21 protein-coding genes are annotated in these 26,797 nt (G+C 73.3%); 15 read left to right on the forward strand and 6 right to left on the reverse strand.

All coding sequences use genetic code 11. The features are described from left to right. Positions 1-36: 36 nt before the first annotated feature. Positions 37-4,326 (forward strand): CHAT domain-containing protein, encoded by a 4,290-nt coding sequence (locus tag ACIP2X_RS15560; protein WP_401672662.1) that lies wholly within the window; start codon positions 37-39, stop codon positions 4,324-4,326. Here the strand turns inward: ACIP2X_RS15560 and ACIP2X_RS15565 are convergent. Further along, positions 4,307-6,241, reverse strand: coding sequence for a caspase domain-containing protein (locus ACIP2X_RS15565; protein WP_401672664.1), 1,935 nt, complete (start codon positions 6,239-6,241; stop codon positions 4,307-4,309). The two genes, ACIP2X_RS15560 and ACIP2X_RS15565, sit on opposite strands and share 20 nt — an antisense overlap. Positions 6,242-6,421: 180 nt before the next feature. Between ACIP2X_RS15565 and ACIP2X_RS15570 the strand changes: the two genes are divergently transcribed. The 6 genes from ACIP2X_RS15570 (at position 6,422) to ACIP2X_RS15595 (ending at position 11,901) form a co-directional block, all read left to right on the forward strand. Beyond that, positions 6,422-6,937: a hypothetical protein gene (locus tag ACIP2X_RS15570; protein ID WP_401672666.1), complete on the forward strand. Its 516-nt coding sequence runs from the start codon at positions 6,422-6,424 to the stop codon at positions 6,935-6,937. Positions 6,938-7,023: 86 nt separating this feature from the next. Next, positions 7,024-8,796, forward strand: a complete 1,773-nt coding sequence (locus ACIP2X_RS15575) for a hypothetical protein (protein ID WP_401672668.1) — start codon at positions 7,024-7,026, stop codon at positions 8,794-8,796. After that, entirely contained in the window at positions 8,793-9,017 is a 225-nt protein-coding gene (locus ACIP2X_RS15580) for a hypothetical protein (protein WP_401672671.1), read from the forward strand. Before ACIP2X_RS15575 ends, ACIP2X_RS15580 begins: the two co-directional genes overlap by 4 nt. Beyond that, complete coding sequence (locus tag ACIP2X_RS15585) at positions 9,014-9,574, forward strand: hypothetical protein (RefSeq protein ID WP_401672673.1); 561 nt, start codon at positions 9,014-9,016, stop codon at positions 9,572-9,574. Before ACIP2X_RS15580 ends, ACIP2X_RS15585 begins: the two co-directional genes overlap by 4 nt. Positions 9,575-9,659: 85 nt before the next feature. Then, positions 9,660-11,225, forward strand: coding sequence for an AAA family ATPase (locus tag ACIP2X_RS15590; RefSeq protein ID WP_401672674.1), 1,566 nt, complete (start codon positions 9,660-9,662; stop codon positions 11,223-11,225). A gap of 34 nt (positions 11,226-11,259) precedes the next feature. After that, the gene (locus ACIP2X_RS15595; RefSeq protein WP_401672677.1) at positions 11,260-11,901 is read left to right on the forward strand and encodes a hypothetical protein; all 642 of its coding nucleotides are present in this window, start codon (positions 11,260-11,262) and stop codon (positions 11,899-11,901) included. Here the strand turns inward: ACIP2X_RS15595 and ACIP2X_RS15600 are convergent. After that, positions 11,898-13,250 carry a M14 family metallopeptidase gene (locus tag ACIP2X_RS15600; protein ID WP_401672679.1) on the reverse strand — a complete coding sequence of 451 codons (1,353 nt, stop codon included), beginning with the start codon at positions 13,248-13,250 and terminating at the stop codon, positions 11,898-11,900. The genes ACIP2X_RS15595 and ACIP2X_RS15600 overlap by 4 nt on opposite strands. 348 nt (positions 13,251-13,598) lie before the next feature. On the opposite strand from ACIP2X_RS15600, the gene ACIP2X_RS15605 reads away from it, so the two are divergent. Next, entirely contained in the window at positions 13,599-15,944 is a 2,346-nt protein-coding gene (locus ACIP2X_RS15605; RefSeq protein ID WP_401672681.1) for an ATP-binding protein, read from the forward strand. A 98-nt stretch (positions 15,945-16,042) separates the two neighbouring features. Here the strand turns inward: ACIP2X_RS15605 and ACIP2X_RS15610 are convergent, their stop codons facing one another. Beyond that, positions 16,043-16,165, reverse strand: a complete 123-nt coding sequence (locus ACIP2X_RS15610; protein ID WP_401672683.1) for a hypothetical protein — start codon at positions 16,163-16,165, stop codon at positions 16,043-16,045. Here ACIP2X_RS15610 and ACIP2X_RS15615 point away from each other — a divergent pair. The 3 genes from ACIP2X_RS15615 (at position 16,164) to ACIP2X_RS15625 (ending at position 19,128) form a co-directional block, all read left to right on the forward strand. Then, a complete protein-coding gene (locus ACIP2X_RS15615) occupies positions 16,164-17,072 on the forward strand; it encodes an anti-sigma factor RsbA family regulatory protein (protein ID WP_401672687.1) in 909 nt (302 codons plus the stop codon). The genes ACIP2X_RS15610 and ACIP2X_RS15615 overlap by 2 nt on opposite strands. A gap of 88 nt (positions 17,073-17,160) precedes the next feature. After that, a complete protein-coding gene (locus ACIP2X_RS15620; RefSeq protein ID WP_401672690.1) occupies positions 17,161-17,655 on the forward strand; it encodes an ATP-binding protein in 495 nt (164 codons plus the stop codon). A 144-nt stretch (positions 17,656-17,799) separates the two neighbouring features. Further along, positions 17,800-19,128: an Nramp family divalent metal transporter gene (locus tag ACIP2X_RS15625; protein ID WP_401672693.1), complete on the forward strand. Its 1,329-nt coding sequence runs from the start codon at positions 17,800-17,802 to the stop codon at positions 19,126-19,128. Positions 19,129-19,137: 9 nt separating this feature from the next. Here the strand turns inward: ACIP2X_RS15625 and ACIP2X_RS15630 are convergent, their stop codons facing one another. Together ACIP2X_RS15630 and ACIP2X_RS15635 are read right to left on the reverse strand one after the other, a co-directional pair. After that, complete coding sequence (locus ACIP2X_RS15630; RefSeq protein WP_401672696.1) at positions 19,138-20,448, reverse strand: hypothetical protein; 1,311 nt, start codon at positions 20,446-20,448, stop codon at positions 19,138-19,140. Between the two features lie 60 nt (positions 20,449-20,508). Next, a complete protein-coding gene (locus tag ACIP2X_RS15635; protein WP_401672698.1) occupies positions 20,509-21,012 on the reverse strand; it encodes a SigE family RNA polymerase sigma factor in 504 nt (167 codons plus the stop codon). A gap of 228 nt (positions 21,013-21,240) precedes the next feature. On the opposite strand from ACIP2X_RS15635, the gene ACIP2X_RS15640 reads away from it, so the two are divergent. Both ACIP2X_RS15640 and ACIP2X_RS15645 read left to right on the forward strand, forming a co-directional pair. Continuing rightward, positions 21,241-22,587 carry an MFS transporter gene (locus ACIP2X_RS15640; RefSeq protein ID WP_401672701.1) on the forward strand — a complete coding sequence of 449 codons (1,347 nt, stop codon included), beginning with the start codon at positions 21,241-21,243 and terminating at the stop codon, positions 22,585-22,587. Between the two features lie 89 nt (positions 22,588-22,676). Then, on the forward strand, positions 22,677-23,084 hold the full coding sequence (locus tag ACIP2X_RS15645) for a hypothetical protein (RefSeq protein ID WP_401672704.1): 408 nt from the start codon (positions 22,677-22,679) through the stop codon (positions 23,082-23,084). 60 nt (positions 23,085-23,144) lie between these two features. Here the strand turns inward: ACIP2X_RS15645 and ACIP2X_RS15650 are convergent, their stop codons facing one another. Further along, positions 23,145-24,803 (reverse strand): chitinase, encoded by a 1,659-nt coding sequence (locus ACIP2X_RS15650; protein WP_401672706.1) that lies wholly within the window; start codon positions 24,801-24,803, stop codon positions 23,145-23,147. 409 nt (positions 24,804-25,212) lie between these two features. Here ACIP2X_RS15650 and ACIP2X_RS15655 point away from each other — a divergent pair, with 409 nt between their 5' ends. Both ACIP2X_RS15655 and cpaB read left to right on the forward strand, forming a co-directional pair. Next, entirely contained in the window at positions 25,213-26,028 is an 816-nt protein-coding gene (locus ACIP2X_RS15655) for a hypothetical protein (RefSeq protein ID WP_401674448.1), read from the forward strand. 61 nt (positions 26,029-26,089) lie between these two features. Then, a complete protein-coding gene (cpaB, locus tag ACIP2X_RS15660; protein WP_401672707.1) occupies positions 26,090-26,797 on the forward strand; it encodes a Flp pilus assembly protein CpaB in 708 nt (235 codons plus the stop codon).

A 26,797-nucleotide genomic window follows, 5' to 3' on the forward strand; every position in this document is an offset into this window, starting at 1 on the left:
GAAAGCCCGCCCACGACGTCCTGGAAAGCCCGGCCTGTGACCGCTGACGACGACCGAGACCTCGTCGAGGACCTCCGCGCCCAGCGCGAGGAGGTCCTCGACACCCTCGCCGCTACCGCCTCCGACGACCCGGACGCCCCCACGCTGTGCGCGCTCGCCGGGGAACTCGGTTACCGGCTGCACCTCCTGGCGGGCGACCCGGAGGACCTGGAGCGGGCGGCCGAGGCGTTCGCGCTGGCCTTCAGGACGCCCGGCGACCACGCGGACTGGGCGGCCTGGCGCATCGTGTTCGGCCATGTGAGGGCACTGCAGTACGACCTCGACCCCCGCCCCGGACTCCTCGGCACCGTCTGGGAACTGCTCACCGAGGGCACCGCCGGGCTGCCCCGCGACGACCCCGAGTACACCTTCGCGCGCGAGCTGGGAGCGCAACTGCTGGCGGCCTGCGCCAAACAGCGCTACCAGGAGTGCGACGGACCCGCCGCGCGGCGCCTCGAACTGCTCGACGAGGCGCTGCGCCGGCACGAGGCGGCCGCGGCGGCACAGGTGCCGGGCAGCCAGGACGCCGTGGAGCTGGCCGAGGCCCAGGGGTTCCTGCGTCTGGAGCGCTGCGAGCTGGACCGGGTGCCGGCGGACGCCGAGGCCGCCGCCGCCCACTACCGGTCGGTGCTCGACGCCGCGCTGCCCACCAGCGATCTGCCGCTGGTCCGCTACAGCCTGGGCCTCGCCCTGATGGTGCACGGCCGGGTGACCACCGACCGGGACGAACTGGAGCAGGCCCGCGAGGAGTTCGGCACCGCGCTGCTGGAGGCACGGCAGCGGCTCGGCCGTGCGCCGTCCTGGGCGTGGGAGGCCGGGATCCGCAGCGCCCTGGTCCGCTTCCTGCTCTGGGCGCACTGGAAGGACCACGCGCAGGCCGCCGCGGCCGAGGTCGAGCTGAACGGGCTGCTCGCCGACCCCGACGACGTCGCGCGGCTCACCCCGGTGTTCCTCGACAGCTTCGGGCGGCTGCTGTACGAGCGGGCGAGCGTGCGCGGTGACGGACCCGCCAGGGACCGGGCGATCGGGCTGATCCGGCGGGCGCTCGACACCTGGGAGCCCGCACGGGACGGGCAGGTCACCGTGACCGCGCTCTTCCTCGGGATGTTCCAGCAGAGCCGCTACCGGGACGACCCCGACCCGGGGCGGCTGCACGACGTCACCGAGAGCTGCGCGCTGGTCCTCGCCGACGAGTCCTTCTCGCCCGAGCTGCGCAAGGTCGCCCAGATGATGGGCCTGTGGGCCTGGACCACCCTGGAGGAGACGCACGGCATCACACCCGCCTCGCCGGAGGACGTCCCGGAGGCGATGCGCCTCGAAGGCGCCCGCGACGCCTACCTCGGGATGCTCGACGACCTCGACGGCGGCGGCATCGGCTCGCTGAACTTCGGCGACTCCGACGACGACTTCCCCGGCATCTTCAAGGGCCTGGGCGGCAGCGGCGCGCTCACCGAGGCCTTCGACCAGGGGTACGCCTCCTTCGCCGCCCAGCGGGACGCGTCGGGCCGCGCCTTCCTCGCCCTCAACCTGCTGTCGCAGGGCATGCTCCTCGACCCGCACGGCACCCATGTCACCGAGGCGCAGAAGACGGAACTGATCGACACCGTCCTGGCGCACCGCCCGGACGACCCCGCGTGGCAGCGCAGGGCGCACGCCGTGGTCGCCCAGGCGCGGCTGCGGGACGAACTCAGCGGCTCAGGACGCGGCATGGACGCCGTCCTCGACCATCTGGCACAGGCCGACGCGGCCGGTGCGGGCGCGGTGTCCGGCGACGGGGCCGCGGGTCTGCCGCACGGCGCGGGCGCCGGTGCCCCACCGGCCGGCGGAGTCGAGGACCGGCTCGGACAGGGCATCGACATCGCCCGGTTCGCCGCCATGAGCCACCGGGGGCAGACCGGCGGCGCCGGCGACGACGTGGAGGCCGCCGGCGAGATGTGGCAGCGGCTGCGCGACAACCCCGCGCTCTCGCCGTACCTGCGCCGTGTGATCGGCGCCCAGCAGGCCGGGTTCGAGGCGCACGCCGCCGCCCTGCGCGGCGATCTCGCGGCCACCGACGCCCACCTCGACGAACTGCTCACCGTGCACGGCGAACTCGCCCCGGACGACAGCACACGCCTCGAACTGTGGACGCTGCTGGAGAACGCCCGCTCGGCCCGCGACCGCCTCGCCCAGGACCTCGGCGCCCCGCCCGCGCCCCCGCTGCCCGGCCGCCCCTCCCCGGCCGAACTGCGCCGCGGGGCCCGCGGCCTGCCGCGCGACCAGCGGGCCTGGGTGCTCGGCGACAACGGCATCAACCACTTCATGCGCGCCGGACGGTCCGGCGACCCGGTCGCCGTCACCGAGGCGATGGAGCTGATCCAGGAGGCGTACGACCTGGTCGACGAGGGCAGCGACAGCAAGCTGCGCTACGGCTACTGCCTGGGCGTCGGCCACTGCGGACTGGCCGGGTCCCAGCGGCTGCCCACGGCCCGCGCCCGCCATCTCGCCCAGGGCATCGCGCTCCTGGAGGCCGCCTTCGCCCTCGCCGGCGGCCCCGAGCACCGGCTCTACGCGGGCGCCGGACTCGCCCTCGGCCGCGCCTACCGCACCCGCGGCGAACTCCGCCGGGACGACAAGGGCCTGGGCCGCCGCACCGGCCTGGACGCACTGCGCGGTCACGCCTGGGCGGCGCTGCTCCAGTCCGGTACCGAGCACGCCGCGCAGGCCGTGGCCATGGCTACCACGACCGCGCTGGAGGTCGCCGGCTGGTGTCTGCGCGACAACGCCCTCGACGAGGCGGTGCAGGCCCTCGACGCCTGCCGCGGCCTGCTGCTGCACGCCGCCACCACCTCCCGCACGGTGCCCGAGCGCCTGGCCGCGGCGGGCCATGACGCCCTGGCCGAGGAATGGCGCGCGGCGGGCCTCGCCCCCGAGTCCGCCGACCCGTTCACCGCGCTCCGGACACCCGTGAGCGTTCCGAGCGCCCTGCGCCGCCGCGTCCTGGCCGCCCTCACCGGCACGGACAGCACCCAGGACCGCCTCCTCGACCCGCCGGCCACGGACGAGATCGCCACCGCACTGCGCACCCTGCGCAAGGACGCCCTCGTCTATCTGGTCCCCGCCGGCGAGGACACCCCCGGCAGCGCCGTCGTCGTCACCTCAGGCGGCGCCGTCCACTCCGTCCCGCTGCCGACGCTCACGGAGAACGCGGGCCCGCTGCGCGAGTACGCCCGCGCGCCGCACGCCGACGCGGTACGGCTCGCCGAGGACGCGCGCGACGTGTCACCGTTCGGGACGGACCCGGACGAGGCCCGCGTCATGAAACCGGCGCCCGGCTGGTCCGTCAGCAGGCCGGCCCTGCCCTCGCTGCGGGAGCGGCTCGACCGGCTGTGCGGCTGGGCCTGGTACGCCGCGATGCGCCCGCTCCTCGACGTCTTCGCCACCCGCACCGGGCGGGCGCCGCGGCTGGTGTTCGTGCCGATGGGCACGCTGGGCCTGGTCCCGTGGCACGCGGCCTGGGCGCAGGGCGCGGACGGGCGGCGCCGCCACGCCCTGGAGGACGCGGAGATCTCGTACGCCGCCTCCGCCCGCCTCCTGTGCGACGTGGCCGCGCGCCCCGAGGCCGTCCACTCGGGCGCCGCGCTCGTCGTCGGCAACCCCACCGGGGACCTGCGCTGGGCCGGGGAGGAGGCGGACGCCGTGCAGCAGGCGTTCTACCCGCGCGGCCGTTTCCTCGGGTGGCGTGCGCGCGGCGGCGCCGAAGGGCCCGGCACCCGGCAGGAGGTGCTGTCCTGGCTGACCGGCGCGGAGGGCCCCGACGAGGAGGGCGCCGTGCTGCACCTCGCCTGCCACGCCTCCATCGCCCGCACCGCCCGCCGGACCGCCCACCTCTCCCTGCACGACGGGGAACTGGCGGCCGAGGAACTCACCGAGGCGGTCGCCTCGTCGGGCCGCGGCAGGCTCGGCCTGGTGGTGCTGGCCGCCTGCCGCAGCCATGTGTCGGGGCGCGGCCACAACGAGGCGTTCAGCCTGGCGACGGCGTTCCTGGTGGCCGGTGCCCGCTCGGTGGTCGGCTCGCTGTGGCCGGTGCCGGACGAGGCGACCTCGGTGCTGATGTTCCTGACCCACCACTTCCTGCGCGCCGAGGGCGAACCGCCCGCCAGGGCGCTGCGCCGGGCCCAGCTGTGGATGCTGGACCCGGACCGCGAGCCGCTCACCGGCCTGCCCGACCTGCTCGCCGAACGGGCCGCACGCGTCGACCCGGACGACCTGAGTGCCTGGGCCGGGTTCACGCACCTCGGCCGGTAGCCGGCACGACCGTGCGCAGGGCGACCGTCCGGGTCGCCCAGCGCCCGGCCGCGTATCCCCTGACCGGGCCCGCCTTCCGGTCCCTGTGCCCCTCGAACCGCAGCCCTCCCCAGGCCCCGGGACCGGGGCTGCGGGAGACGACCCTTTCCGGGTCCCAGGCCGGCAGCCGGAACGACGTCGTGCGCAACTCGTCCTCCGCGACGATCAGTTTGAGCCAGTCCCGGCACTCCGCGCCCGGTACGACGGGCCGTCCGGCGGGCAGCGACAGCTGGACGGGGCCGCCCTCCAGGGCGTACCCGGTACAGCCGGGGCCGATGAACTCGCCCGGAACGAGCGCCGGGTCGGCGGAGTAGTCGTGGTCGGTGAGGTCGAGCAGGACGCACCACAGCGAACGGTGCGGGGAGCGGTTGTGCAGCCGGATCGAGACCAACGGCTCGCGCCGACCCTCCGCGGCCTCCGGGGCGTAGGCGCAGACGAGGTCCCCGCTGCCGTCCGGCAGCAGGGGCCCGCTGCCGGGCGCGTCCCACGGGACGACCTCCACCTGCACGAGGTTGTCCAGCACACCGGGCCGGGAGGTGAGGTCGCGCAGCTGGTGCCAGCGGGTCAGATGGGTCAGGCAGTCAGCCACGCGCCAGGCGTCGTCCTGCGCGGTGAAGGGCAGCGGATCCACGAAGTCCGTCCCGTCCCGCCCGAGCACGCGTGCGCGGCCCCCGTCGACCACCACCCGGAAGTGCAGATCCGCGAACTCCCCTGGCTCGTCCACGAGGCTGAGCAGGGGGGCCGGGCCGCCGCCGGGGCCGTGCGCCGCGACCGCCGCGCGCAGCAGGTCGCCCGCGGCCCCCTCGGGCACGCTGACCGTCGCGGGCGGAGTGGCCAGCGCGGTCAGGTTCACCGGGTACACCTGATCCGGGTCGGGCGCCCAGCCGACCGGATCCACCAGCGTCCGGTCGGGCCGCACCGAGCGGGCCCGCACGACCGCGCCCAGCAGCGCGCCCCTCGGCCCGGCCACCGAGAACTCCGTGCCCTCGGCGCCCTTCCCGTCCGCCAGCCCGTGACCGCTGCCGCAGTCGACCTCCCACCCCTCCGCCGCGTTCCGCAGCAGATGCTCTCCGGCCGACCGCGCGAGCGCACCCCCGAGGAACGGCAGATCGGCGGTACCGCCCGGCGTCTCGGGATACAGCACCGGCAGCTGAAGCCCGCCGGAGCGCCGCACGCGCGCGTGGGCCGCGGACAGCAGGTGCCGGTAGGTGGCGTCGGGGCCCGCCGTGCGCACCGCCCCCAGCAGGGCGTACGTGAACGCGCCGTGCCGTCTGCCGCCGTAGTCCCCCTCGTACGACAGCTGGTCGAGCCGGCAGGCCGCGAGCAGCACATGCCGGGCGGGGCTCTGCGGCAGCACGACCTCGCGGGTGACCGGCGCCGCCCGCTCCCACTCCGGGCGCGGTGGCGCGAACCGCGGGGTCAGTCCCTCGGGCAGGTCGTCCCGGGTGGCCCCGCCGGAGTAACAGCAGTCCAGCACCGCGACCACCTGCGCGCCGCGCGCGGCGACCGCGTCGAGCAGCGCGCCGAGCCGCTTGTCGGGCAGCGGGCCGTCCGCGCACACCAGCGCCTGGCTGAAACCGGTGGACTCGGTCAGCAGGTCCGCGCCGGTGGCGGGCAGCGACGTGCCGTGCCCGGAGAACCAGAACAGGGCGGTGTCCCCGGGCCCGGCCGCTCCCAGGAACCCGCTGATGCCGTCCTCGACCGCCGCCACCGTCGCCGCGCCGTCCAGCACGGTCCGCACCTGTGCGCCGCCCCCCGTGCGGTCGGTCAGCAGCCGGTGCGCCTCGGCGACGTCGTTGAGACAGCCCTCGAGCGGCGACGCGATCGCGGCCGGATAGTCGTTGATGCCCGCCATGAACGTGTGGATCGACCCCATGCCGGGCAGTCTGTCAGCCCGCCCCGGGCCGTGACGTGTGTGAACTGGGCGGCAACGGGGCGAGTTCGGGGCAGGAACCGGTTTTCCGGATGCCAAGTGCCCGATGCGGTCGCACTATTGACTGGACGTCACTACGCTTCGTCTCTTGCCATCGCTCATGCAGATCAGCTCGGGGGACACATGGGCCACTTGGAGCGGCCACGACGCATCGTGCAACCGGGCGGTGCCGGGACACCGCCGTCCACCTCGTCGGACGCCCTGCGCCGCACGGACCAGGGCCCGGCCACCGGCGCCCGGCGCACCGTCGGCGCGCCCGGCCCGGCCGCGCCGCTGCACCGTGAACGCCTCGCCGCCCGCCCGCAGGGCCTGCGCGACGCCGTCGGCCGCCTCGACGCGGGCCTCGACGAGAACGCCCGCCGGCAGCTCGCCGAGTGGATCGGCGAGGAGTACCGGGCCAGTTACGGAGAGGTCCCGCTCGGCTTCTTCGCCCGCTGCCACCTGGGCCCGCCCTACGTGGACCACCAGCTCAACCTCTTTCAGGTGATCATCCGCCACTTCGCCCCGTCCGACCCGGTGCCCGAGCCGTTCGCGGGCGCCCGGATGCTGGTGCGCTCCGGCGGCTACGCCTTCGTCGAGGTCTACTCCGGCGGACTGCTCCTGCCGGTCCTCGACGACGGCACCGTCGTCCGTCCTTGAGGCCCGGCGCGCAGCACGCCCCCGTACCAGAGCCGTACGTCCCCGTACCAGATCCACGTGCCAGAACCATGTGATCGGAGAACCGCATGTCCGAGGTGGACTTCGCCCTGCACCAGAAGGTGCAGCAGGTCAGCAACCTCGTGGTCCGGCTCAGCGAACAGGTCGGCTCCGTGTCCGGCCAGGTCTCGGCCGTCGAGGCGGGCCAGCAGCAGACCCGTACCGAACTCCAGCAGCTGCGCGACGAGTTCCTCGCCTTCGTGAAGACCGCCCAGCTCACCGCCAACGTGCAGCGCGCCGAGACGCGGGTCGGCGTGATCCAGGACCAGGTCGACCACGAGTTCGGGCACCACAAGACGGTGCGGCGCACCGCCGTCGGCATGCTCCAGGCCTTCGACCTCGGCCTCGTCTCCGAGGAGAACGTCCGCGCGGTCGGCGACCAGTTGATGATCCAGACGCCCCGCTACTGGCTGGCGCCCGCCCTGGTGGCGCTCGCCTCCTGGTCCGCCGACGACCGGACGCTGTGCGAACGGGCCGTCGAGGAGGCCTTCCGCCGCTCACCGGACCGCACCTCCCTGTTCTTCGCGCTGGTGCTGCGCCGCCAGGACCGCAAGGAGGCGGCCGTCCGCTGGCTGCGGCACTACCTGCTCGCGCAGGACCCGGCGGCGCTCGGCCGGGAGTTCGCCGTCATCCTGGAGTCCATCGCCCAGGGCGCCTTCGGGCTCGCCGGACGCGAGATGCTGCACACCACCCTGGCCGCCTGGCGCGAACAGCTCATGGACAGCGCCGAGGGCCAGCAGCGCCAGATCGACCGCTGGCGCCAGGAGATCGACGCCCTCGCCCAGCCCTCCGCGGCGGCACGGTTCCCGCGCCTGGCCCAGGTCGCCCCGCAGTGGCCGCAGCTCGACGCGGTGCTCGGCCGGGCCCGCGCCCACCAGGTCGTGCTCGACCGGTACCGGGCCGTCATGGACCGCGAGTACCGGCCGTCCGAACGGCTGGAGGACGCCGTCGACGACATCCTCGACCGGCTGGTCTCCGAGTACGACGACGAGGAGCTGCCGCTCCGCCGCGACCTCGCCTTCAACAACGCGGTGATCGACCACGGCGGCGACCTCGACGCCGCCCGCCGGGCCGCCGACGCCGACTCGGCCTCGTACGACGAGACGCTCGACTATCTGACGGTGCAGACCACCGCCGCGCTCAACCCGACGGCGATCGGCGCCTCGCCCGCCACCCAGCGGCTCTCCGTGGCCGCCTGCCAGGAGTGGTTCCTCCAGGCCCACGCCGGCTTCACCCGCGACTACCGCTCCGCCGTGCCGCAGGACGTCCAGGCGCGGTTCGGCACCGCGTACACCGTGGCCTCCCAGTCCTTCCAGCTGCCGCCCTGGCAGGGCTCGTTCACCCGGCCGCTGCCCGAGCTGGAGGCCTCGCTGTCCGCGCACTGGGACCAGCACATGGAGCCGTTCATCGCGGCCTACGCCTACCCGTGGGGCAGGAAGGCGACGCCGCTCGCGCTCGTCCTGTTCGGCATCCTGGTGATCGTCGGCTCCTTCTCGTTCCCGGCCGCCCTGGTGATCGCGCTGGTCGTCGGCGGCGTCTGGGGACTCGTGCTGTACAACGGCGCCCAGGCAGCGACCCGCCTGCAGGAGAACGCCCGGCAGATCCTGCGGCAGGCCCAGCAGGAGTCCGTGCACCACCTGCGCGCCGCCTCCGCCGAACTCACCGACTGGAACGCCACGTTCCGCGCAGCCGACGCCGTCGAGCCGCAGTGCCGGGAGTTCATCACCTCCCTCGCCACCGCGACCCGTGGCGGCTCCCCCTTCGAGGGCCGCACCGTAGCCAAGGAGGACACCGCGTCATGAGCACCGCGCCCGGCAGCGTCCCGGCGGCCCCGCCCCCGCCCCGCAGGCCCGCCGCCGACCCCCAGTACGCCGCGCCCGGAACGTCCCCCTGGGGAGCCAGCCGCAGACCCGCCGGGGAGCGCGCCACCAGCCGGGTCCGCAAGATCGCCGAGGGCCTGCCCGACTGGGAGCCCCTGCCACCCGGCGAGACCGTCGTGCGCAGGCCGGGCGGCACGCTGTGAACACGCACTCCTACTGGGGCCACGGCGGCCCCTACGAGACCTGGGTGGACTTCCTGCGCCGCTGGGCTGCCGCCGAGCCCGCCGATCCCGCGGCCCTGCCCCCGCTGTCCCAGGACGACTACCCCGGCGAGACCTGGGAGCGCTTCGCCCGCCATCTCGGCGACGCCCTCGACGGACGCCTGAAGTACTGGGGCGAGCGCCTCGCCCAGGCGCTGCTCGCGGCCGACGACGAGTTCTCGGCGGGCCGCGCCCTGGCCCAGGCGCGGGTGGGCCTGACGGAGGTACGCGCGGTCGCGGGCCACCCCGGCCTGCCCAAGACGCTCCGCAGCAGGTTCACGGAACTGGTCGAGTCCCAGATCACCGACCTCCAGCAGCAGATCGAGCGCAACCTCGACCACCTCGCGGCGACCGACGGCTCGGACCCGCGCTGGATCGAGGGGCGTCGGCGCACGGTCCGGGACAACGCCCTGACGGCACGTCCGGCCGCCGCCACGACGGATCCCTGGGCACAGGCCCACACGTCCGACCGCCCGCGCCGAAGAGTCGTCACGGACTAGACGGCGACCGTCCCCGCCTCAGGGGCGCGGGGAACCGCGCGCACGCCCCGACGGACCCGCACCCGCCCACGATCCGAAGGCCCCCATGTCGAACTACACCGAAAGCCTCCACCACCTCGACAGCTACATCTCCGCCCGTGTCCCGGTGATCGCCATGCGGACCATCGAACAGCAACGCGCCCTGCGCCTCCTGCGGGACGCCGCCCTCCAGCCCCGCCGCAGCAGCATGCCGTTCTGGATCTACACCCGGGCCACCGGCCTGCGCGACCTGCGCACCAACGCCGCCGTCCAGGACGACCGCTCCCTCACCGGCGCCATGGACTTCGCCGCCGCCCAGTTCAGCAGCCGGGCCAACGCCACGATCGTCCTCGTCGACCCCGACCACCTGGAGTCCGACACCCCGGTCACCCGGCACATCGCCGAACTGGCCCGGCTCGCCGACAACAACATGGGCAGCATCGTCCTGATCACGGACGCCCCCATCTGGAGCGGTCTCCAGCGCCTCGGCATGAGCCTGCACCTGGACCTGCCGGACGCCGACGAGATGTACGGCACCCTCGCCGGGTTCCTCGGCGACCACCGGGGTCACATCCCGATCGAGTGGGACGAGGACGACACCCGGCGCGCCGCCGAGTTCCTGAGCGGTGTCACCGAGGCCGAGTGCATCAACCTGATGGCGACCATCGCCGCCAAGGGTTCGATCCTCAAGGGCGACGTCCTCGGTCTCGCCCAGGCCAAGGACCGCATCTTCAGCAATCTCACCGGCCTGGAACGCGTCCAGCTCAAGGAGGGCAACTACACCGTCGGTGGCCTGAGCAGCCTGCGGGAATGGCTCCGGCGCAAGCACGACATGCTCCACGCCGACCTGCGCGACTCCGCGCTGCGCCCGCCCCGGGGCGTGCTGCTCGTCGGCGTACCCGGCTGTGGCAAGTCGCTGTCCGCCAAGGCCATCGCCCACGAATGGCAACTGCCGCTGTACCGGCTCGACATGGCCAGCATCCACGGCAAGTACCTGGGCGAGTCCGAGGGCCGGTTCCGGGAGGCCCTGGCGATGGCGGACCGGGTGGCGCCCTGCATCCTGTGGATCGACGAGATCGAGAAGGGCCTCGCGGGCAAGGACGACATGTCCGGTGTCCCGCAGCGCATCATCGGTCAGTTCCTGTTCTGGCTCCAGGAGTCGCGCTCGCGTGCCTTCGTCGTGGCCACCGCCAACGACATCCGCAGCCTGCCGCCCGAGCTGCTGCGCAAGGGCCGGTTCGACGAACTGTTCTTCGTGGATCTGCCGGACAGCCAGGACCGGCGGGAGATCATCGACATGTACTACCGCCGCTATCTGCGGATCGAGCCCGAGCCCGAGCAGGTGGACCGGCTGGTCGACCTCTCCGAGGGCTTCGCGGGCTCCGACATCGAGTCCACCCTGCACGACGTGGGGGAGGAGGCGTACCGCCTGGGCGGGCCCGACCGGTTGAAGCCGTCGTTCGTGCTGGACACCTTCGCCAACACGGTGCCGCTGAGCCGGGTCAACCCCGAGCAGATCGAGGAGATCCGCGCGTGGGGCCGGGAGCGGGCGGTGCCGGCCGGCCGCGCCGTGACGACCGCGGCGGCGGGCGCGGCCACTCCGTCCCGCAGGATCGTCTTCATGGACGAGTGACCCTCATCCGCCCCCGGCGCCCCACGGCACAGCGATGTCCGCCATACTGCCCGCTGTGGAGCAGCGCATAGGTACGAGCAGTCAGCCCCTGGACGCCGGGATCAACCCGGCCCACATCCCCGGGCTCACCGGCCCGGAGAAGGCCGCCGAGCCCGAGCCCGAGGACGCGGCGCCGGTCGAGGACGCCTCCGCCCCTGCGGAGCCCGACGAGCCCGAGGCCGCCGCCGCGGTCGACGACGCCGTCGACGAGGAAGCCGGCGACGGCGCCTCCGACGACGATGCCGCCGGCGACACCGACGACACCGCGGTGGCCGACGGCCCCGTGTTCGAGGCCGCCGACCGCCGCGCCCGTGTCGTCGCCGACGCCAAGGGCGTACGCCTCAGCCTCGACGACGAGAGCTGTGAGTTCCGCTGGGACGAGATCGCCGCGATCGAGACCGAGTCCCCGCGCTTCGGCAAGCGGTTCACGGTGACCGTGCACACGCCGGAGCGCCGCTGGTACCCGATCGAGATCGAGGCCAGGGCGAAGTCCCAGCACCAGCAGTGGGACGAGGAGCTGGACGCCGTCCTCGACGCCTACTTCGAGGCGGACGCCGAGGACGCCGAGGACGCCAAGGTTGTCGCGGACGCCGAGGACGCCGACGAGCAGGACCGGGACCAGCAGGACCGGGACTAGCAGTACTGGGCTTCCTTGCCGATCGACCGGTACATGCAGTCCGCGTTCTCCAGCAGTTGCAGCACCGCGTCCCGGTTGCGTGAGGTCTCCCGCTCGATCACCTCGTCGGGCGGGTAGAACCCACCTCCGGAGGCGCCCCGCGGATACATCTCGAAGGTGTACCCGAAGATCTTCTGAGAGCCCCACAGCCAGTCGTCGATCGACCCGTCCGTGATGTACAGGTCGCTGGACTGCTCCGGCGTGTAGCCGTTGCTCGCGGCCATCTTCTGCCCCACCGCGGCGAAGGCGTTCCGGTCGTCCGCCGTCATGCCCGTGGTCGTGTCGGAGTAGGTGTACCCGAACGGCCAGAGCACCAGCTCGCTGTACGTGTGGAAGTCGATCCCCGCCCGGATCTGCTGCGTACCGCCGACCACACGGCTGCGCACGAAGTTGGCGACGACCTTCACCTCGGGCGCCGACTCGGCCGCCGGGCCGCGGTACGTCTCGGAGGACGTCGAGCCGGACGAGCCGCCGCAGCAGCCCCACCGGTAGTTCCAGTTCCGGTTCAGGTCCGTACCGATCGCCGACGAACCGGAGTTGGGCTGCCGGTTCTTGCGCCACGAGCGGTACGAACCGGAGGCGATGTCGTACTCGCCGCCGTCCGGGTTGAGGTCGGGGACGATCCAGATCTCGCGGTTGTTCACGAGGTTCGTCACGCGGGAGTCCGTGCCGTAGTCGGACGTCAGCTCGCGCAGCAGGTACAGCGCCATCTCGACGGTGAGGTGCTCGCGGGCGTGCTGGTGGTGGGTGAACAGCACCTCGGGCTCGGCCTCGTCCGTGCCGACGTTGTCGCTGATCTTGACGGCGACGATGTTCCGGCCCTGGTACGACGTCCCGATCACCCGCTGGCTCACGATGCCGGGGTTCGCCGCGACGGCGGAGTTGATCGCGCTCGTCATCTCCGCGTAGTTGTGGTAGCGGGAGTCGGCGGACGGGAAGTCGAAGAGCCGGACGTCGTCCTCTCCGGCGGACCGGTCGGGGACCGCGCCGAGCGGAGTGATCTCGTAGCCGAGCGCGCGCAGTCTCCTGATCTGGTCCGCGCGGCCGGAGACGACGACGGTGTGGTCGTCGGCCTCGTCCACGGTGACGCCCGTGCGCTGGATCGCGGTGCGGTCCTGGGCGGTCGAGTGCGTGTGGATCTCGTACTGGCGGACGTCGTCCGCCGAGGCCGCCGCCCGGCCCGCGCTGTCGGCGGTGGCGTCGGTGACCGTCGCCGAGAGCGGGGCCGCGAGGGCGAGGGCGAGCAGGCCGGCGAGCGCGGCGGTGCGTCTGCCGCCGCGGACGCCTGAGCCACGGATGCGAAGTCGCATGAAGTCTCCTTGGATCTCCAGGTGTTCCGGGTTCTCCGGAAGTGGGGGAGTGGAGCTGTGGGGGTGGTTCTTCCGTGCGACGTACGGGGTGCTGGTGCGCGTGTGGCGCTCATCGTGCGGTCCTGGCATGACCAGGTCAAGAGCAGCCCGTGAAGTGGCGTCCCGAAACCGGCGGAAAACGGCCGCGCCCGGCGGCGGGCCGCGCAGTGTACGCGGACCGGCCCCGGCGGAATGGGTCCCCGGCGAATTCCACCCGCCGGTGTGAGCGGCGCGTGCATATATGTACACATGGCGGAAGAGTGAGGGGCGCGCACACGACCCCACCCACCTTCCAAGGACTGGCTGATCATGGGCGGATCAGCGCCACGACGGGACGGCCGGCCACCGGTGGAGACGACCAGCTTCGTCGACCGGCGGGCCGAACTGGCCGAAGGCCGCGAACTGCTGGCCAGGGCCCGTCTGGTCACGCTCACCGGACCCGGCGGCGTCGGCAAGACCCGGCTCGCCGGACGCATCGCGGCCCGCGTGGCCCGCGCCTTCCCCGACGGCGTGCACGTCGTGCACCTCTGCGGGCTGCACGACCCGGCACTCGTTCCGGTCGCCGCCGCGGACGCCCTCGGCCTGCACGACCATTCCGCGCAGCCCCCGCTGGAGGCGCTGGTGGCACAGGTACGGGACCGCCGGCTGCTGCTCGTCGTCGACAACTGCGAGCATCTGCTCGGCGCCTGCGCCGACCTGGCGGCGGCGCTGCTGCGCGGCACCGCAGGCGTCCGGGTGCTCGCCACCAGCAGGCACCGGCTCGGGCTCACCGAGGAACACCTCCTGGAGGTACGGCCGCTGCCCGTGCCGGACCCGGACGGCGATCCGTCCGGCGCCGGACCCGGCCCGGCGCTCGCCCTGTTCGCCGACCGGGCCGCCGCCGTCGTCCCCGGTTTCCGCCTCACCCCCGCCAACCGGTCCGCCGTGGCGCGTCTGTGCCGGCGCCTGGACGGTCTGCCGCTCGCCATCGAGCTGGCCGCCGTCCGGATGCGGGTCCTCTCCGTCGAGCAGCTCCTCGAACGCCTCGACGACCGCTACCGGCTGCTGTCCGCCGGCAGCCCCGCCGTCCTGCCCCGGCACCGGACACTGCGCGCCGCCGTGGACTGGAGCCACGACCTGTGCACCGGTCCCGAACAGCTGGTGTGGGCACGGCTGTCGGTGCTCGCCGGGAGCTTCGACCTGGAGACGGCGGAGGCGGTGTGCGCGGACGGCGAGCGGATCCGGTCGTACGACGTCATGGAGGCCGTGGCCGGCCTGGTCGACAAGTCGGTGCTGTGCCGTGAACCCGGCCCCGACGGCGTGCGCTACCGCCTTCTGGACACCCTGCGCCACTACGGCGGGGAGCGGCTGCGGGAACTGCCCGGCGACGAAGCCGTCACCCGGCGGCGGCAGCGGGACTGGATGCAGCGACGGGCCACGGACTGCGAGGAGGCCTGGTTCGGGCCGGGCCAGCGCGAGATCGTGGCCCGGCTCCACGCCGACCAGGACAATCTGCGCGCCGCCCTGGCCTTCGGCCTGGACGAGCCCACCACCCCCGACGACGCCCTCGCCGCCCTGCGGCTGGCCGGCACCCTCTGGTTCTACTGGCACGCCTGCGGCGCGCCCCGGGAGGGCCGGTACTGGCTCGACCGGGCGCTCGACGCCGCCCCCGAGCCCACGCCCGAACGGGCCCGTGCCCTGTGGGTCGCCGGACTGCTCGCCGGCTGCCCCGAGGACCTCACCCGGGGCCGCAGGCGCGCCGAGGAGGCGCGGACGCTGGCCCTGCGCCTCGGGGACGAGGCCGAGGCGGCGCACGCCGAGTACGTGCTCGGCGTCATCCTGCTGTTCAGCGACGACCTGCGGGCCGCCCTCGCCCATTTCCGCGCCGGTGTCGCACGCGGCCGCGTGCCCGGCCAGCACCTCAGCCTCGCCGGGCTCGACCGCGTCGAACTCGCCTGCGCGCTGGGCTTCCTGGGCGAGGCCGACCAGGCCATCGCGATCAGCGAGGAGACCCGGCGGCTGTGCGAGCGGCACGGCGAGGAGTGGGTGCTGTCGTACGTGCACCGCATGCTCGCCCTCGCCCACACCGTGAAGAAGGACCACCGCCGGGCCGAACGGCACGCCCGCGAGGCCCTGCGCCTCAAGCTCGCCGTCCACGACGTCACCGGCATCGGCCTGACCCTCGACCTGCTGGCCCAGATCGCGGGCCGGGGCGGCGCCCACGAGCGCGCGGCCGTGCTGCTCGGCGGCGCCGACCGGGTCTGGGCCGACGTCGACCGGGACCGGTGGGGCTCCGCCGCCCTCGGCACCACCCGGCGGGGCACCGAGACCCGCTGCCGGGAGGCCCTCGATGCGGCCGCCTACGAGCGGTCCTACGCGCAGGGCGCCGCCCTCGGCCTCACCGGCATCGTGGGCTACGCGCTGGACGAGCAGCGCCGCGAGCCGCGGGGCTCCGGGCAGCACGTCACCGCCGGACGCGGCCATCCCGGCGTCCGGCTCACCCGCCGCGAGACGCAGGTCGCCGAACTGGTCGCCGAGGGTCTCGCCAACCAGCAGATCGCCGACCGCCTCGTGATCGCCCGCCGCACCGCGGAGGGCCATGTCGAACGCATCCTCAGCAAGCTCGGATTCAGCAACCGCAGCCAGATCGCGTCCTGGGTCACCGCCCGACGCTGACCGCCCCTGTCCGCCCCACCGCAGCACAGACACCACAGGCACACAGGCACCACCGGCCGACCCGGTCGACGCACCGCCGCCCCACCCGGTCCACGGCGTCACCCGCCCGCCGGCCACCCGGACGTCCGCACGGCACGCACCACACGCACCGCACGCACCACGCGCAGCACACCCAGCACCGAGCGACCCGCCACCACCCCACCGACCGACAGGAACTCCATGCCCATCCCCTCAGCACATGCCCAAGGCACCTTCGACCACCGCATGGCCGTCTTCTCCTCCGACGAGGAGTTCGTCGCCGCCGCGCTGCCCTTCCTCGCCGAGGGGCTCGCCGCCGCCGACGAGCCCCCGCCCGTCGCCATCGCCGCCCCCGACAAGCTCGACCTGCTGCGGGACGCCCTCGGCGGGGACGCGGGGCGCGTCGGCTTCGTGCCCCACACCGAGTGGTACAGCGGATCCGCCGCCAACGCCGTCGCACAGGGCGCCGGTTACCTCGCCGAGCACGCCGGCCCCCGGGGCCGCGTCCACCTGCTGATGGAGCCCGACTGGGGCGGCCGTGCCGGACGCTCCGTCCGCGAGAGCACCGAGTGGATCCGCTACGAGGCCTTCGCCAACCTCCTCTTCGCCCCGCTCGCGACCACCGCCCTGTGCGCGTACGACACCCGCACCGCGGGGCCGGCGGTGGTGGCCGCCGCCCGCCGTGCCCACCCCGGCACCGGCGTCTACGAGGACCCGCTGCGCATCGCCGCCGAGCTGGACGCCGTACCGCTCTCGCCCGTCCCGCACGACGCGCGCCCGCTGCCCGCGCCCGAACCGCACGCCGTGCGCACCTGGGCCGCCGGACGCGGACTGCCCGCCGCCGACGCGGAGCTGTTCGCCGCGGCCGTCTGCGAGGCGGCGGACCCCCTCGACCCGGTCAGCCAGGTCCTGCTGTGGGGCGAGGCGCCCGGCTGCGTCTGCGAGCTGCGCTCACCGCACCGCGTCGACGACCCCCTGGCCGGCTTCGTGCCCCCGCCCACGGCCGGTCCGGCACCCGGACAGGGACTGTGGTTCGCGCGGCAGGTGTGCGCGTACGTCGACGTGCGCGACGACGAGGCGGGCGCGGTCGTGCGCCTGCAGTACGCGTAGCCCGGTCCGTATGCGCACCCCAAGGCAGGTAGGGAATCGGGTAGTCCTCCCCGTGCGCCCCCGACCCGGCACACCTCACCCTGAAGGCATGCTGCACCTCTCCGGGACCGGCCGCCCGGATCCTGAACCCCGTTACGGCGCCTATCCTCAACCGCCCATAGGAGCGGGCCACCTGAGCATCGAGCTCCCCCCGCGCCCGTCCGCCGTCCGGGAGGCCCGGGCGGAGGTGCGGCGGCAGCTGGAGCGCTGGGGGCTCGCCGACGGGGACGACCACGGCACCGAGCTCGTGGAGACGGCCGAGCTGCTGGTCAGCGAGCTGGCCACCAACGCCCTGCTGCATGCCGCGAGCCGCTTCCGGCTCACCCTGACCGCCGCCCACGGCGTCCTGCGCTGCGAGGTCGCCGACGGCGGCCGGCGGGTTCCCCAACTGCTCGACCCGGGCGCCTCGGAGAGCGGCCGGGGGATGTTCCTGGTGGAGGCGCTCGCCCGGCGCTGGGGCTGCCACCAGGACGGCCCGGGCAAGACCGTCTGGTTCGAACTCGGCACCTGCGCGTGCGACGGCTGCGGTCGGCGACAGCCGTGACGCGCCCGCCGCGGGCCCCGGCGGCACTCCCGGCCGCCGGGGCCCGTCCCCGTCCACGGGTGCTCCTCGGACCGGCGCACACATCGGGTGAAGATCCGGCACGACCTCTTGTCCCGCGACCGTCCATCGGCTTTCTTGACGTGCATGGCGGACACCACGGGAAACACCAGTGACACCGGGGCGGCACCCGGCCCGAACTCCGAACCGACCCCCCGCAAGGCCAGTTGGAAGTACATCGGCCCCGGAATCGTGGTCGCCGCGACCGGCGTCGGGGCCGGCGACCTGGTGGCGACACTGATCGCGGGCAGCAACTTCGGCTACACCCTCCTGTGGGCCGCCGTCATCGGCTGTCTGGTGAAGATCTCCCTCGCGGAGGCGGCCGGCCGCTGGCATCTGTCCACCGGCCGCACCCTCTTCGACGGCTGGGCGAGCCTCGGCCGCTGGACGACGTACTTCTTCGTCGTCTACGTCGTCGTCTGGGGCTTCGTGTACGGGGCGGCGGCCATGTCCTCGAGCGCGCTGCCGCTGCAGGCGCTGTTCCCCGACGTCATGGACCTGAAGTGGTGGGGGATCGCCTGCGGTCTGGTGGGCCTCGTCTTCGTGTGGTTCAACAAGTACGCCGTCTTCGAGAAGGTCATGACGGTCCTGGTCGGCGTCATGTTCGTGGTGACCGTGTACCTGGCGATCCGGGTCACCCCGAACATCCCGGACGCGTTCGCCGGCCTGCTGCCCGTCCTGCCGGACGAGAAGGACTCCGTCCTCAACACCCTCGGTCTGATCGGCGGCGTCGGCGGCACCATCACGCTGGCCGCGTACGGCTACTGGGTCAACGCCAAGGGCTGGACCAACACCGGCTGGATGAAGGTCATGCGGCTGGACAACCGGGTCGCCTACGCCACCACCGGCATCTTCGTCATCGCGATGCTCTTCGTCGGCGCCGAACTGCTGCACACCCGCAACATCGCCATCGAGAGCGGCGACAAGGGCCTCATCCAGCTGACCGGCATCCTGGAGGCCGAGTACGGCACGGCGACGGCGAAGTTCTTCCTGATCGGCTTCTTCGCCACCTCCTTCACCTCCCTGATCGGCGTCTGGCACGGCGTGAGCCTGATGTTCGCGGACTTCGTGGCGCGCTACCGCAAGCGGGCGCAGACCAAGGGCGAGGAGATCGCCTCCGGCGAGCGGGAACGGTCCTGGCCGTTCCGCGCCTACCTGCTGTGGCTGACCTTCCCGCCCATGGTCCTGCTCTTCGAGGGCCAGCCGTTCCGGCTGATCATCCTGTACGGCGTGCTCGGCGCGGCGTTCCTGCCGTTCCTCGCCGGCACCCTGCTCTGGCTGCTCAACACCGACCGCACGCCGCGCGAGTGGCGCAACGGCTGGGTCAGCAACGGGATGCTGGTGATCGCGGGTCTGCTGTTCCTGGTGCTGTGCGTGAAGCAGATCTCCGACCAGCCGTGGGCGGAGTTCTTCTAGCGGGCGCGCTCACCGCAGCAGGGCGGGCCACGTCGGGTCGAGGGCGATCTCGCGGAGCTGCCGGGCGGTGAGGGCGGGGGTCTCGCGGGTCGCCGGGGTGTGCTGGGCGCCGGAGTTGAAGGCGCTGATCACCACACGCAGGCCGTCCTCGCGCAGGGTGTCCGCGGTCCACATCACGACGCCCTCGCCGCCCTTCTCGCCGGGTCCCTGCCGTTCCGTCACCAACGTGCCGTCCGGCAGGATCTCGGCCCCGCCGAAGAGGTCGCCCACGACGTCGCCCATGCCTGGCTGCACGTTGATCTGGACGAGGCTGCGCCCCTTGCCGTCGTCGACGACGACGTAGCCGAAGTCGCCGCCCTCGCCACCCTTGTCCACCACCTTCGCGCCCTCGGGGAGCAGCGTGACGAGGGTGTCCGCCGCGGAGCCGGTGAGCGTCGCCGGAGGGTCGGCGGGCCCGGCGTCGCCCCCCGGCTGCCCCGGGCCTTCCGGGGCGGCCGGGACGAGGGGCAGCCAGCGTGAGGACGTGGCGACCGCCTTCAACTGCGCGAGGGACAGCGGTGGTTGCGGGCGGGTGATGGGCGCGTCCTTCTCGGCCTCGGCGTTCCACTCGCTCACGCTGACCTGCTGGCCCTCGGGGGTGACCAGTTCGGCGCGCCACAGCTTGGTGTCCACGCGGCGGTCCGGATACTCGTACCCCTGGAAGAGCATCAGCACCGACCCGTCGGACAGCCGGTCGCGGCGGCAACTGTCGTGCGGAACATAGGCCTTGTCCGGGCAGGTGACGGCGTCGCGGGCGGCCTGACTGCCGGGCTCGACCCGGTACAGGCCGACGCCGACGGCACCGCCGCCCCCGCCGTCGTCGTGGACGAGCCGTACGGACGGCGTCCCCAGCGCCCCGCCGCCCTCGGCCTGCGCGTCACGGATCTCGCCCTCCGGGAGCAACTCCCGCAGCGTGGAGATCATCTCTTCGGCCGAGACGGACGCCGTGGCGGTCCGCGGCGCGAGCGAGGTGGCGGGCGGCGGCGTCACGGGCCCGGCGCCGACGGAGCGCTGCTCACCGGCGCCCGTGCCGTCGCCGGTCCCCGGCAGGGTGAGTGCACCCGCGACACCCACGAGAGCGATGCCCGCCGCGCCCCCGGCGACCGCGGCACGGCGGCGCAGCCGCAGCCCGCGTCCGCGGGCCCGGCCCGCGGCGATCAGCGCGGGACGGTCGGTGTCGAAGGTGTCCCCGGTCTGCCGCAGCGCGGCGCCGAGCCGGTCCTCGAAGGGGTCGTCGTGGTGGCCTGCGTGGTCGTTGCGTTCCGTGCGGTCCGTGGACATGGCGAATCACCGTCTCTCGAAGGGGTGGTGAGGTGACGTCGGGCGGGGTGGGGGCGCCGGTCAGGTGGCCGCGTACTCGGCGAGGTCCTCGCCGAGCAGTTCCCGCAGCCGGGCGAGGGCGCGGGAGCAGCGGGTCCGTACGGCGGCGGAACTGGTGTTCATGGCGTCGGCGGTCTCCTGCACGCTGCGGTCCTCCCAGTAGCGCAGCACGACGACGGCCCGGTCCTTGGCGGGCAGCCGCGCGAGCGCCTCCAGCAGGGTCAGCCGCAGGGTGGTGTCCCCGTCGGTGCCGGCTGTCTCCGGGAGGACGTCGGTTGCGCGCTCGGTGCTGCTGCGCCGGCGCCGCTGCGCGAGGAAGGTGCGGGTCAGGACGGTCTGCGCGTAGGCGGCCGGGTTCTCGGCGCGGGAGACCCGCCCCCATCTCAGGTACAGCCGCCCGAGGGTCTCCTGCACCAGGTCCTCGGCGAGATGCGTGTCCCCGGCGGTGAGCAGGCAGGCGGCCCGGTAGAGGTGCCCCGCGCGCGCGGCGGCGAACTCCGCGTACTCGTCCCCGCGGACCTGCATGTGTGCTCCCCCGTCGTCGGTGCCTTCACCTCATTGATGCGGTGGGCCGGGGGAAATGTTTCACGGCGTTCTCGCGACGGGGCGCCGGGGGCCCGCCGAAACCGTTGACACGGCCTGGGCGCACGAGCACACTCACACGGACCCGCAAGTGAAGCACTTTTCACCAGGCGAACAAGCGCGCAGACGACGTGCCTCTCCCACACCGCCGTGGCAGAAAGTGAGTGACCCGTGGCATCGACCCCGTCCCCTCCCGAACGCTCCTTCCGGTCCGTCGGTGTGGTCATCGCCCTGTGCTGGCTCGCCGTCTTCTTCGACGGCATGGACGTCAACATCTACGGCGCGACCATGCCGCACCTGCTCGCCGACGAGAGCCTCGGCTTCAGCACCGCGCTCGCCGGGACGATCGGCAGCTGGACCACGTTCGGCATGCTGATCGGCGCGCTGGCGGCGGGCACGCTGACCGACTGGCTGGGCCGCAAGCCGCTGGTGACGGCGAGCGTGGTGCTCTTCTCGCTGGGTTCGGCAGTGTGCGCGCTCGCGCCGGGCGCGGCGGTCTTCGGCACGGGCCGCTTCGTCTCCGGCCTCGGTCTCGGCGGCCTGATGCCGATCGGCCTGGCGATCGTCGCGGAGTTCGCGCCGCCGCGCCGGGCGGCCCTGGCGACGGGCCTGATGATGACCGCGTACCACGCGGGCGGCATGGCGGCCACGGGCATCGGCCTCGCCGTGGCTCCCGAGCACGGCTGGCGCTGGGTCTTCTGGGCGGGGGTGCTGCCCGCGGTGATCGCGGTGCCGCTGGTCCTCAAGTGGCTGCCGGAGTCGCCGGGTGTGCTGTTCGCGAAGGGGCGCACGCAGGAGGCGTACGCCGTCGCCGACCGGCACGGCCTGAGCCGCCCCGGGGTGACGGAGGCGCCGGAGGCCGGCGCGAAGGGCCGACTCTCCGCGATACGGGCCCTGTTCGCGCCCGGTACCCGCTGGGCGACCCCGCTGCTGTGGGTGGCCTCCTTCGCGGGACTGCTCCTGGTCTACGGCGTCTCGACCTGGCTTCCCGAACTGATGCGGGCCTCGGGCTACTCGCTCTCCTCCTCGGTCACCTTCCTGATGGTCATCAACGCGGGCGGCATCGTCGGCATGCTGATCGCGGGGCGCACCGCGGACCGGTTCGGGCCGGTGAAGGTCTCGGCGCTGTGGTTCGTCCTGACGGCCTGCGGCACGTTCCTGCTGAGGACGGAGATGCCGCTCGGCGCTGCCTACACCGTCGTCTTCCTCACCGGCATCTGGCTGTTCAGCGCGCAGGTCATGGTCTACGCCGCCACGTCCCGCGTCTACGCCCCGAGCGAGCGCGCCACCGGCCTCGGCTGGGTCACCGGCATCGGCCGCACCGGCGCGGTGGTCGGTCCCACGGTCGGCGGCGTGGTCCTCGCGGGCGGCAACGCGGGCCTGGGCTTCACGACGTTCGCCCTGACGGCGGTCCTCGGCGCGGCAGCGATCTCCCTGGTGCCCCTGATGACGGCCGGCCCCCGCCGGACCACGACCCCCGCGGTGCTGACGGCGGGGGACGGGGCCTCCCGGCCCTGACGCCGGGAGCGGGCGGGGACAAGGTGCCGCGGGGAGCGAAAGAATGTGCGGTGTCTCCGTCAGCCCCGCGACGCATGAGGTACCACCGGATGACCCAGCAGCCACCGCCTCCCGGCTTCGGCCCACCACCCCCCGGCTTCGGCCCGCCGCCTCCCGGCTTCGGTCCGCCCCCGCAGTACGGCACCGCCCCCGCACCGCAGTACGGCGCCACGCCGCCCGGCCCGGAGTTCCTGGCGATCGACAAGCAGAACTCGGTCGTCATCGACGCCTCGGGCGTGGCGCTGGAGATGTACGGCACGTCGGTCGAGTTCGACTGGCCCGAGATCCGCGGTGTCCACCACAAGGCGAGCCCCGACGGCAAGGCGCTCATGGTGGCCGTCGTCCACCTCGACGGCAGGGTCTACGAGGCGGTGGTGCAGGCGAGGCCGAAGTCCCGCCTGCACGAGTGGTTCGCCCAACTGGCCTGGGTGCTGAACCACTACCGGCCGGCGTACTGACCCACGAGGCGGCGCCGGCCGCGTCGGATTTCGACGTGGCCGGCGCCTGTCGGGTCGGGGTTAGGGCAGGGCGTCCACGTGGGGGCCCACCGCGTTGGACCAGGCGTTGCCGCTCGTCGCGTCCCAGTTCGTCGACCAGGTCATCGCGCCGCGCAGGTCGGGATAGGTCCGCGGCGGCTTGAAGGTGCCGCAGTTCGTCGCGCGGGTCAGGCAGTTCAGCGCGTTGTTCACGACGGTCGGGGCGACGTAGCCGCCGCCCGCCGCGCGGGTCGAGGCCGGGACGCCGAGGCCCACCTGGGACGGGTTCAGGCCGTTCTCCAGCTGGATGCAGGCCAGGGCCGTGAGGAAGTCGACCGAGCCCTGGCTGTAGACCTTGCCGTCGCAGCCGAGCATCGAGCCGCTGTTGTAGTACTGCATGTTGACGACCGTGAGGATGTCCTTCACGTTCAGCGCCGTCTGGAAGTACGAGTTCGACGTGGACTGCATGTCGATCGTCTGGGGCGCCATCGTGAGCACCATCGACGGTCCCGCCTTGGCCGACAGCTGGCGCAGCGCCTGCGACATGTACGTCGCGTTGAGACCGTTCTCCAGGTCGATGTCCACGCCGTCGAAGCCGTATGTCTGCATCAGCGAGTGGACCGAGTTGGCGAAGTTCGCCGCCGACGTCGCGTCGTTGACCGCGACCCGGCCGAGCTCACCGCCCACCGAGATGATGACCTTCTTCCCGGCGGCCTGCTTCGCCCGGAGGTCGGCCTTGAACTGGTCGACCGTGTAGCCGCCGAGCCCCGCCGAGTCCAGGTTGAAGGTCACGGCCCCCGGCGTCGCCGTCGCGTCCGCGAACGCCACCGCGATGATGTCGTAGTGGGACGGCACGTCCGACAGCCGCTGCACGGCCGCGCCGTTGTTGAAGTTCTGCCAGTAGCCGGTCACCGCGTGCCGTGGGACGCCGGGGCCGCCGCCCGTGGGTGCCGTCGTGCCCGTCACGGTCGCCGACCTCGGCGACTCACCGGCGGCGTTGGTCGCCGTGACCTGGAAGCTGTACGATGTCGACGCCGCGAGCCCGGTCACCGTCGCCGACGTGCCGGTCACGGCCGTGACCCGGGTGCCGTTGCGGTAGATGTTGTAGCCCGTCGCGCCCGAGACCGCGTTCCAGGACAGGGAGACGGAGGACGAGGTCGTGCCGGAGACGGCCACGCCCGCGGGGGCGCCCGGGATCGTCGGGGTCGGGTCGCCGCCCCCGCCGCCGTCGGGGCCGAACACCGAGACGTCGTCCGCGTGATAGGCGGCCTGGCCGTACCAGCCGTGCGTGTAGATCGTCACCGAGCGGGTCGAGGAGCCCGTGGTGAAGGTGGTCGACAGCTGCTTCCAGGACGACGAGTCGGGGGTCCACGTGGACACGTCCGTGGTGCCCGTGCCGGTGGCGCCCAGGTAGGCGTATCCGCCCTGCACCCACGCGCTCAGCGTGTACCGGGAGTTGGGCTGGACCGCGACCGTCTGCGTGCAGCGGGCGTTGTCCTGCCCGGCCGGTGTCGCCTTCAGCGCGGACGAGCCGCCGTGCACCGGCGAGGAGACGGTCGTACCGCTGCCCGCCGAGCAGGTCCAGTTGGTCAGGCCCGACTCGAAGCCGGCGTTCTTGGCGTTGTTGATGTCCGCGGCGGATGCCTGGCCGATCGCGGGCACGGTCAGGGCCAGGGCGGCGACCACCGCTCCCGACCACATGCGGGTACGTCTGCGTCTGCGTGCGCGGTCCACTGGGGCCTCCGGTGGGGGAGTGGGGACTTCCATGACGGGGGAACGACGAAGGAGGAACGCGAGGGAACGAACGGTGGCCACCGTTGGAGCTACAAGTTGGTCCAGACCAATTCCGCTGTCAAGGGGTAAGTGCCCGGCCACTCCTGGGGGTTCGGTCGGGATGCTCCCCCTGTCCCGATTTGGCGCGCCTTGTGCAAGAGGAGTTGCCGCTCGGCTACGGAAACGCTGTTCTCCGGTCACGGAGGCGTGGATACAGTGCTGAGGTAGTCACGCAATGAAGTCGTCCAGGTGCACGAGAGTTGCGCCGGCGGGCCGGACTTGGGTGGGAAACGGGGAGCTGCGCGTGCCAACAGCCATTGCCGTGACCAGCGCCGACATGGCGCTGCCGGCGCAGGACGAGCGGACCCTGCCCGCCGTCGTCCTGCGCGACCTGGACAAACGCCCGCTGGACCACGCCCTGGCCGAGATGCAGGCCCTGGTCGAGGCGCACGGCCATGTGATCGTGGTGTGCTCGCAGGCCGTTCCGGCGGCGGTGGCGCGGCGGCTGCACACCGTCCGGTCCCTCCTGGAAAGCGACCGGATCGCCCTCTTCCGGCCCGATCTGCCCCCGCTGGGACTCGCCGTCCTGGCACGGCAGTTGCGGCAGCTGGCCTCCTGCGACCTCGGCCCGGGCGTCCTCGCCTCGGCGGGCCGGCTGCTCACCCACTACATCCACGCCGGAGCGCTCCTCGCCTCCGTCGCCCGGCTCGACCGCGTCCCCGTCGGACTCACGTCGCACGCCAAGTCCTGGGTGCCGGGCAGCCAGTTCGGCGTCCTCGCCTACCCCGAGCCGCAGCTTGTGCGGATCGCCCCCGAAGCACGGCTCGCGGGACCGGAGTTCGGGACCTGGATGCTGCTGGCCCGGGGACAGCTCCAGTCCGACTGGATCAACGCCACGCTCGCCCCGTCCTGGCGTGTGCAGGGCCTGCGCGAGACCCGGCTGCCCGCCGAGTCCGCCGCCTGGTGGGGGACCGGCAAGCTGATCGAGTTCTGCACCTATCTGCCCGACCTGTCCGTGCTCTACCAGCTGGTCGGCTCGGTGCGCCGCAACAGCTGCCACTGGTGCGGCATCGACGTCATCGGCGACCGGTGCGTGTTCTGCTCCGCGACGGCACCGGCGTACGACACCCAGCTCCAGCTCCCGGCGGGGTGACCCGCCGCCCGACGAGACCCCCGACCCGTTCGACCCCACCCCCAACGAGGTTGCACGCTTCATGAACTCCCGTCAGCGCCGCGGCGTGATACTCCTGCTCCTGTCCGTACTCTGCGCCCTCGGCGCGTTCGCGGGCGTGCTCTCCGTCATCGACGACGTGCAGTCCAAGGTCGGCCCCGAGGTCTCGGCGTACCGGCTCAAGGAGGACGTCGCGCCCTACACCGCCCTGACCGCCGACCGGTTCGAGCGGATCGAGATGCCCGAGCGCTGGCTGTCGCAGAACGCGGTCACCGATCTGCGGCAGGTCCGGGGCAAGATCGCCGTCACCACCCTGCGCGAGGGCTCCCTGCTGCAGAGCGACATGATCGTCGACCAGCCCGCGCTGCGGCCGGGACAGCAGGAGGTCGCCATCATGATCGACGCGGCGACCGGAGTGGCCGGCAAGATCACACCGGGATCCAAGGTCAACGTGTACGCCACCTTCGCCGGTGAGCGCGAGGGCGACCCCGCCCAGTCGAAGATCATCGTCACCAACGCCCAGGTGATCGACGTCGGCAGGCTCACCTCCCTGGAGCCCGACAGCGACGACCGCACCCGGCGCTCCACCGACGCCGTGCCCATCACCTTCGCGCTGTCCACCCTCGACGCCCAGCGCCTCACCTACGCCGAGTCGTTCGCCGAGCGCGTCCGGCTGGCCCTGGTGGCGCCCGGCGGCGGCACCACCGTCCCCGACGCGGACCGCACCTACGAACTCGCGAAGGACAAGTGA

This window comes from Streptomyces sp. NPDC089424 (assembly GCF_044749345.1).
Classification (GTDB): domain Bacteria; phylum Actinomycetota; class Actinomycetes; order Streptomycetales; family Streptomycetaceae; genus Streptomyces.

Coding starts and splice junctions, on each gene's coding strand:
- ACIP2X_RS15565 (WP_401672664.1), bottom strand. CDS start 6,241: ATGGGGTCGATCCACACGTTCATGGCGGGCATCAACGACTATCCGGCC.
- ACIP2X_RS15570 (WP_401672666.1), top strand. CDS start 6,422: ATGGGCCACTTGGAGCGGCCACGACGCATCGTGCAACCGGGCGGTGCC.
- ACIP2X_RS15575 (WP_401672668.1), top strand. CDS start 7,024: ATGTCCGAGGTGGACTTCGCCCTGCACCAGAAGGTGCAGCAGGTCAGC.
- ACIP2X_RS15580 (WP_401672671.1), top strand. CDS start 8,793: ATGAGCACCGCGCCCGGCAGCGTCCCGGCGGCCCCGCCCCCGCCCCGC.
- ACIP2X_RS15590 (WP_401672674.1), top strand. CDS start 9,660: ATGTCGAACTACACCGAAAGCCTCCACCACCTCGACAGCTACATCTCC.
- ACIP2X_RS15595 (WP_401672677.1), top strand. CDS start 11,260: ATGTCCGCCATACTGCCCGCTGTGGAGCAGCGCATAGGTACGAGCAGT.
- ACIP2X_RS15600 (WP_401672679.1), bottom strand. CDS start 13,250: ATGCGACTTCGCATCCGTGGCTCAGGCGTCCGCGGCGGCAGACGCACC.
- ACIP2X_RS15605 (WP_401672681.1), top strand. CDS start 13,599: ATGGGCGGATCAGCGCCACGACGGGACGGCCGGCCACCGGTGGAGACG.
- ACIP2X_RS15615 (WP_401672687.1), top strand. CDS start 16,164: ATGCCCATCCCCTCAGCACATGCCCAAGGCACCTTCGACCACCGCATG.
- ACIP2X_RS15610 (WP_401672683.1), bottom strand. CDS start 16,165: ATGGAGTTCCTGTCGGTCGGTGGGGTGGTGGCGGGTCGCTCGGTGCTG.
- ACIP2X_RS15620 (WP_401672690.1), top strand. CDS start 17,161: ATGCTGCACCTCTCCGGGACCGGCCGCCCGGATCCTGAACCCCGTTAC.
- ACIP2X_RS15625 (WP_401672693.1), top strand. CDS start 17,800: ATGGCGGACACCACGGGAAACACCAGTGACACCGGGGCGGCACCCGGC.
- ACIP2X_RS15630 (WP_401672696.1), bottom strand. CDS start 20,448: ATGTCCACGGACCGCACGGAACGCAACGACCACGCAGGCCACCACGAC.
- ACIP2X_RS15635 (WP_401672698.1), bottom strand. CDS start 21,012: ATGCAGGTCCGCGGGGACGAGTACGCGGAGTTCGCCGCCGCGCGCGCG.
- ACIP2X_RS15645 (WP_401672704.1), top strand. CDS start 22,677: ATGACCCAGCAGCCACCGCCTCCCGGCTTCGGCCCACCACCCCCCGGC.
- ACIP2X_RS15650 (WP_401672706.1), bottom strand. CDS start 24,803: ATGTGGTCGGGAGCGGTGGTCGCCGCCCTGGCCCTGACCGTGCCCGCG.
- ACIP2X_RS15655 (WP_401674448.1), top strand. CDS start 25,213: ATGGCGCTGCCGGCGCAGGACGAGCGGACCCTGCCCGCCGTCGTCCTG.
- cpaB (WP_401672707.1), top strand. CDS start 26,090: ATGAACTCCCGTCAGCGCCGCGGCGTGATACTCCTGCTCCTGTCCGTA.